This is a genomic window from Celeribacter marinus (genome assembly GCF_965656515.1).
GTDB lineage: Bacteria > Pseudomonadota > Alphaproteobacteria > Rhodobacterales > Rhodobacteraceae > Celeribacter > Celeribacter marinus_D.
This window is the reverse complement of sequence record NZ_CBFHKW010000087.1, coordinates 1-6,529: the sequence shown is the minus strand read 5'-3', so window position 1 is coordinate 6,529 and position 6,529 is coordinate 1. Positions and strand designations below refer to the sequence as shown.

8 protein-coding genes are annotated in these 6,529 nt (G+C 59.1%); 1 reads left to right on the top strand and 7 read right to left on the bottom strand.

Features of this window, described 5'->3' with window-relative positions:
* A partial coding sequence (locus ACTG34_RS13115; RefSeq protein ID WP_439105337.1) for a Hint domain-containing protein occupies window positions 1-367 on the top strand: 367 nt, incomplete at its 5' end.
* Window positions 368-371: 4 nt separating this feature from the next.
* Here ACTG34_RS13115 and ACTG34_RS13110 read toward each other — a convergent pair.
* The 7 genes from ACTG34_RS13110 to ACTG34_RS13080 all read right to left on the bottom strand — a co-directional run.
* Entirely contained in the window at window positions 372-1,310 is a 939-nt protein-coding gene (locus ACTG34_RS13110) for an AEC family transporter (RefSeq protein WP_439105336.1), read from the bottom strand.
* Between the two features lies 1 nt (window position 1,311).
* The gene (locus tag ACTG34_RS13105) at window positions 1,312-2,106 is read right to left on the bottom strand and encodes an MBL fold metallo-hydrolase (RefSeq protein WP_439105335.1); all 795 of its coding nucleotides are present in this window, start codon (window positions 2,104-2,106) and stop codon (window positions 1,312-1,314) included.
* Window positions 2,103-2,888 carry a TatD family hydrolase gene (locus ACTG34_RS13100; protein ID WP_439105334.1) on the bottom strand — a complete coding sequence of 262 codons (786 nt, stop codon included), beginning with the start codon at window positions 2,886-2,888 and terminating at the stop codon, window positions 2,103-2,105. The genes ACTG34_RS13105 and ACTG34_RS13100 overlap by 4 nt, the downstream gene beginning before the upstream one ends.
* Before the next feature lie 44 nt (window positions 2,889-2,932).
* Window positions 2,933-4,093, bottom strand: a complete 1,161-nt coding sequence (locus tag ACTG34_RS13095) for a DNA polymerase III subunit delta' (RefSeq protein WP_439105333.1) — start codon at window positions 4,091-4,093, stop codon at window positions 2,933-2,935.
* Between the two features lie 17 nt (window positions 4,094-4,110).
* Window positions 4,111-4,743 (bottom strand): dTMP kinase, encoded by a 633-nt coding sequence (gene tmk / locus ACTG34_RS13090; RefSeq protein WP_439105332.1) that lies wholly within the window; start codon window positions 4,741-4,743, stop codon window positions 4,111-4,113.
* Window positions 4,744-4,749: 6 nt separating this feature from the next.
* Window positions 4,750-5,928: a D-alanyl-D-alanine carboxypeptidase family protein gene (locus tag ACTG34_RS13085; protein WP_439105331.1), complete on the bottom strand. Its 1,179-nt coding sequence runs from the start codon at window positions 5,926-5,928 to the stop codon at window positions 4,750-4,752.
* Window positions 5,929-6,001: 73 nt separating this feature from the next.
* A partial coding sequence (locus ACTG34_RS13080; RefSeq protein ID WP_439105330.1) for an SPOR domain-containing protein occupies window positions 6,002-6,529 on the bottom strand: 528 nt, incomplete at its 5' end.

Sequence of the window (6,529 nt, the reverse complement as noted above, 5' to 3'; positions counted from 1 at the left end):
TTGCTCACACGCAAAGGCCGGTGTTTTGGTGCGTGCAAAACATCTACTGGAGCATGGGGACGGTCGCGTGCGGCGCGCGCATGGATCTCGCGATGTGACCTACCATCACCTGTTGCTGCCCCGGCATGCATTGATTTTGGCGAATGGATGCGCTTCGGAAAGCCTTTTTCCGGGTCGTTTTGCTCTGTCCGGTTTCGACCGTGCGGCAAAGGCCGAGTTGTTCGACCTTTTCCCCGCGCTCGAGACCATTTTGCGCTCTGGTGCACCTGCAACAGATGCGGCCCGCATGTATGGCCAACCCGTGCTGCGCTTTGCGAAGGGGCGCGACTGGCGTGCCGGTCATATCCGTTTACCCCAACGCGCCTAGGGATTTACGGCAGGACCGCGAGCCAAACCCAAGAGGTCACAACGGTCAGCGCGGTTGCGAGCAACACCGATGTTGCGGCGACACGTTTCGCAGATCCGTACATATTTGCGAACAAATAGGCGTTCACGCCAGGGGCCATAGCGGCGGTGATCGTGGCCGAGCGCAGCGCGCCGGTCTCAAGGTCAAACACAAAGTGACCCATGCCGTATGTGATCAACGGATGCACCAAAAGCGAGGCCGTGATGGCCCACAAAATGACCCGCATGTCGCCTTCGGGTTTGTAGCGCACCAACACACCACCCAAACCGAAAAGAGCGGCGGGAATGGCCGCAGATTTCATCATGCCCACCGCGTCCCACGCGAACTTAGGCAACTCGATATGACCGATATTGACGATCCAACCCGCAGCGATCCCAAGGACAAGCGGGTTACGGAGCACCGAACGGGCAATCTGGCGCGCCAGTTTGGCGGGTGAGAGGCCTTGCCCCTTCGCCTTGGCGTATTCCATGAACGCGATCCCGACCGAATACAGGATCGGCGCATGAATAGAGACAATGGCAAAGTTCCACCCTAAGGCGTCCGTGCCATAAGCGCGTTCAGTAATGGGAATACCGAGCAGGAGCGAGTTTGAAAACAAGCCGATAAACCCGATGGCGACGCAATCGGTCAGGCTGCGTTTGAAGACGTAGCGCGCCCCTAAAAAAGCAAATGCACCGCCTGCGAACGCCCCTGCGTAGAACGATAGCAACAGCGGCGCGTGAAAGTTCTGCCCTAGATTGATTTGCGAAATGCCCGAAAACAACAAAAGCGGCACGGCAAAGTTTTGTGCAAACGACATCACACCGTCGATTGTGGCCTCCGACACCCATTTGCGCCACGCGGCGAGGTATCCGTAGCCAACAATAATGAAGACGGGAAAGACAACTTCGAGCAGCGCTTGCATGTCAGTCTCCGAACGCGATTGTCATGCCGTCATAGGCAGGGGTGACATGATCGGGCGTCTCGCGATCTAGCGTTTCATAGTCGAGGTCGATGTGCATGTTGGTGATGATGGCCTGTGATGGCCGTAGGCGCTCAATCCATTCCAATGTGCGGGCCAGATGTGCGTGGGATGAGTGCGGCGTATAACGTAGCGCGTCGATCACGAAATGCTCCAACCCCGCCAAAAGCGCAAAACTGTCCTCTGAAATATCCGATACGTCCGGCACATAGGCCAGATCGCCGATACGAAACCCCAGCGCCGTGATCCGTCCGTGTTGCACAGGGACCGGAGTAAGCGTGATCGGACCACCCGGACCGTCGATTGTAACAGCGCCGCGTATCGCATGCAGATCAAGGATCGGCGGATAGTCCGAGCCATGCGGTTGCACGAAGGCATAGCCAAAGCGCGATATGAGATCGTTCTCTGTTTCACTGTCTGCCCAGACCTTGATCCGGCTATTCATCAAAAAGGCTATTTGGCGCAGATCGTCCAGCCCGTGGACGTGATCGGCGTGCGGGTGGGTATAAATGACCCCGTCAAGACGTGTCACATCGGCCTGCAAGAGCTGTGCACGCATGTCGGGCGAGGTGTCGATCAGCACCGTGGTGGTGCCGTTTGGCCCCGTGCGCTCAACCAGTGCCGAACAGCGTTGGCGGCGATTTTTGGGGTTGCTTGGATCGCATGCCCCCCAAAGCCCGCCGATGCGCGGCACGCCCCCCGATGAGCCACAGCCCAATATGGTAAAGCGCAGGCTCACAGGCGCGCCTTTGTAAATAGGCGGTCAAAATTGGCTTCGGTCTGTGCGGCGAAGTCGGCTAATTCCATCTCAAACGTTTCGGCCGCTTTGGCGGCGGTGTGCGCCACATAGGACGGCTCGTTGCGGCGTCCGCGATGGGGCGGGGGGGCCAGATAGGGACTGTCGGTTTCAACCAAAATACGGTCGCGCGGCACGGCGCGGAAAATCTCGCGCAGCTCCTCGGATTTCGGGAATGTGGTGATGCCCGACATTGACAGGTAAAACCCCAGATCGAGTGCGGCCTGACCCAGTTCGCGCGACGAGGAGAAACAATGCATGACGCAGGTATAGGCGCCCGCGTTGTGCTCTTCGGTCAATATGCGCGCCATGTCGTCATCGGCGGCGCGCGCGTGAATGATCAGCGGCAAGCCCGTTTGACGGGCCGCTTCGATATGAAGCCTGAGGCTCTCTTGTTGCTTTTGCGCACTCTCGGAGGTGTAGTGATAATCCAGACCTGTCTCGCCGATGCCCACAAATTTTGGATGTTTGGCGAGGGTCAAAAGCGCGTCCAATGTCGCCATAGGCTCGTCCGCCACCGACATCGGATGCGTGCCTGCGGCCCAAAACACCGGCGCGTATTGCTCTGATATCGCTCGTACCTGATCCGCGTTTTTGAGCTTGGTGCAGATTGTCACCATGCGTTTGACGCCCGCGTCCAACGCGCGTTGCACAACGGCGTCACGCTCGGTGTCGAAATCTGGAAAATCGAGATGGCAATGGCTGTCAGTGAGGGTCGGGAGCATGGTGTTGGAGCGCCTATTGGTCTTGGGCCTCTCCGAATGCACCCTTAGCGGGCAGCTACGCGCGAAGCCGTGTCGTTGATCTCGAATATCATATCAAGGATCAGCGCGGCGGGGTCAAGGTTGACGGCCTTTGCGTGGGCGGCACGCGCCGATAAGGTCTGTTGCAAAACTGCCCATGCCTTGGCCGCTTGGCCCTCAGGCGCCAGTCGGACCATCAGGGCGGCCTCGCCGTTTGCCGCCTCCACAAGGGGAGGGCGTCCCGCGCCAGAGCGCGCCAAGCGAATGAGGAATTTATCCATGAGACCAACCACCAAATCGTAGCGCGCCACATTGGCAGCTCCGACACAGCTTTCGGCCAGTTTGAGGGCGCGCGGACGCTCGAACTGGGGCATTTTGGAAAACAGCGCGATGAGTTCCGCGTAGGTGTCTATCCCGTCTTGATTGGTCAATCGCAACGCCTCTCCCACTGAGCCGCCCGCCAATTCGGCAAGCGCGTCAGTGCGATCTGCGGCATCAAACCCCGCCGCGTCAAGGGCTTGTGCGAGATTTTCGGGATCAAGTGGGCCGAGGCGCAATTCGCGGCACCGGCTTCGGATGGTGGGCAACAAGCGCGAGGGCTGATGGGAGACGAGCAAAAGAAACGCATCTTTTGGTGGCTCTTCGAGCGTTTTTAACAACGCATTGGCAGCCGAGACGTTCAGTTCGTCGGCGGCATCTACAATCACGACGCGGCGACCGCCATCGGCGGCCGACATGTGAAAAAACGAGTTGAGTTTGCGCACTTCGTCGACCGAAATTTGGGCGGCATGTTTGCCTTTTTTCGCGTCCCACGCGCGGCGCACAAGGCATAGGCGCGGCTCGGCCAATTGCGCGGAGCGCCGATATACGGGGGTGTCGACCCCGATCTGCAATGTGTCGACCCCGATCTGCAATGTGTCGGCGTTCGGTCGGGCAATCGCGTCCCCGAACATGCCGCCATCATGGCCCGTATCAATGGGACGATCCAACAAGAACCGCGCAATGCGCCATGCCAAGGTGGCTTTTCCAACACCCTTTGGTCCTGTGATAAGCCACGCATGATGCAAGCGGTCCGCGTTGAACGCATCCAGAAAATCGGTCTCTGCCGCCGTTTGTCCGAACAGGTGCAAGGTCTCGCGCGGATGCGGCGCGCCGGCGGTGCGGTCGGCCTCGGGGGGCAGTTCCATGTCGCCCACGGGCGCTCTCACGCGCTGGCCTGTGTGCGGTGTTTGGCGAGGCGTGCAGTGACAACCTGCGCCACGTCTGCGGCAATTGCATCAATCGAACGCCCCGCATCGATCAGGGCAAAGCGCGGATGAACAGCGGCCAGTTCCAGAAATGCGGCGCGCACTTTGATTTGAAAATCTGCTCCGAAATCCTCAAACCGCTCTTCTGCGGTCTGGCGCGATTTGGCCCGTGACAGTCCTATGGTCGGGTCCATGTCGAACAACAAGGTCAAGTCGGGCTCAACGCCAATCATCGCCTCATGCAACAAGTTTACCTTATCTTGGAGATCGCCGCGTGTGACACCTTGGAATACGCGTGTGCTATCAGCAAAACGGTCGCAAATTACCACCTGACCTGCTGCCAATGCGGGGCGGATTGTCTTTTCCAGATGGTCACGCCGCGCTGCGGTGAAGAGCAAGATCTCCGTCTCGGCAGACCAACGATCTGGATCGCCCTCAAGCACAAGTGTCCGAATTTCTTCGGCACCCGTCGATCCGCCCGGTTCGCGGGTCGATACAACCTTGATGCCCTGCGCCTCAAGCATCGCCGCCAACAGGTGGGCTTGTGTGGATTTGCCAGACCCGTCGATGCCTTCAAGTGTAATGAACATTTTGGTTTATTGCTCGGCCGAAACGGCCTGTCCTTCGAGTTTGCGGCGCAAGACCGTGGCGGCGGTGCGCAGGCGCGGGCCGATACCGCCACGCGCTACCGTGCGATCCGCAACAAGGGGCAAGCGTGCCTCGGGGAGATCGTCGCGTTCAATCACCAACTCGGCCAGCATATCGCCTTGTTGAAATGGTGCCTCAAGTGGGCCGGTATAGACGACATGGGCCGTCAATCCATCCAATTGCGATCCAGGCAACAACAAGCTCATGGCGCGCGGTGCCACCAGTCCAACGTCACTTTCGCTGCCCATCCAGACGGGCGCGCGGGCGAATTCGTGGCCCTCATCGGCTATGGTTTTTTCGACGAATTGACGAAAGGCCCAGTTCACAACCCGCTCTGCCTCTTGGGCGCGCTCGGCTTCGGAGTCCATCCCTGTGATGACGAACACAATGCGGCGCGTCCCTTGGGTCGCTGATCCAACAAGGCCGTATCCCGCCTCTTGGGTGTGGCCCGTCTTTAGACCGTCTGCGCCAATGCCAAGCCTTAAAAGCGGGTTACGGTTGTTCTTGTTTTGCGGTGCGCGGTTGTCATAGGGGAATTCGCGCTGACCAAAATAACCGTAATACTCGGGAAATTCGGTGATCAGACGCGTGGCCAAAACGCCCAGATCTTCCATCGACATGCGCTGCGCGGGGTTCGGCCACCCGCTTGCGTTGGCAAAGGTCGAGTTGGTCATGCCGATTTCTTTGGCGCGGTCATTCATCAGGCGGGCGAAATTATCTTCTGTCCCTGCGAGGCCTTCCGCGACAGTCACACAGGCGTCATTGCCTGACAGCACGATGATCCCTTGGATCAACTCCTCAACCGTGGGGCGGTCGGTCTCGTTGAGAAACATGGTGGAGCCGCCCATTTCCTTGGCCCGTGTCGACACCGAGAACTGTGTATCAAGGGTGACACGCCCGTCACGTAGAGCCTCGAACAACATGTTCATTGTCATCAGTTTGGACATCGACGCCGGGGGCAGGGGCGTTTGCGCCTCTTTTGACATCAAGACTGTCTGCGTCGATAAGTCATAAACCCATGCCGCACGCGCACGGGTTTCAAACGCCGTTGCCGCACTCGCACAGGCGAGCGCAAACGTTATGGTTATGAGGATCAGGCGAGGTAGGCGGGCGAAAAAGCGCAACATCGGGCAGTTTGTCCTTTGCTTGGGCCGTATGGGGCAAGGGCGCGCCGCCCAGCGGCAGCGCGTGTTCACCGTATTAGTGCGTGACGGCATAGGCGTCTGTGAAGCCCGCTTTCTTCACATTTGTGAGAAGCGTTCTGCGTTCAGTCGCATTTGTGGCGGGGCCGACGACAACACGCCAGAATGATTTGCCCGCACTTTCGCCCGTCTTGATTGTCGCCACGAGGCCTTGGCTGGCCAGCATTTCCTTGGTGCGATTGGCGTTCTCTTGCACTGAGAAAATACCGATCTGAATGTAAGATTTATCCAGCGACGATGTGGGCTTTGGCGCGGACGTGGGTTTGGGGCGCGGTGCGGTTGGTGCCGCGATCGGCGCAGTTGGCGTCATCGTCGGGGCGTCAAGCGCATCTAGGACCGCCGCGGCATCCGCGATCGGGTCCAGTGGCGTGGCCGCAATCGCATCTGGCGCATCAATCATATCGACCTGAGGTGCGGGGGGCGTCACGGCAACTTCCTCGCGGCGCAGTGCCGTGACGTTCAATTCAACCGGAGATCCCGCCAACATGCCAAGGGCTTCGGCGGCGTCAGATGATACCTGAACCTC

Excerpts from the sequence above, each read along its gene's own strand:
- ACTG34_RS13110 (WP_439105336.1), bottom strand. The coding sequence starts at position 1,310 with ATGCAAGCGCTGCTCGAAGTTGTCTTTCCCGTCTTCATTATTGTTGGC.
- ACTG34_RS13100 (WP_439105334.1), bottom strand. The coding sequence starts at position 2,888 with ATGCTCCCGACCCTCACTGACAGCCATTGCCATCTCGATTTTCCAGAT.
- ACTG34_RS13095 (WP_439105333.1), bottom strand. The coding sequence starts at position 4,093 with ATGGAACTGCCCCCCGAGGCCGACCGCACCGCCGGCGCGCCGCATCCG.
- tmk (WP_439105332.1), bottom strand. The coding sequence starts at position 4,743 with ATGTTCATTACACTTGAAGGCATCGACGGGTCTGGCAAATCCACACAA.
- ACTG34_RS13085 (WP_439105331.1), bottom strand. The coding sequence starts at position 5,928 with ATGTTGCGCTTTTTCGCCCGCCTACCTCGCCTGATCCTCATAACCATA.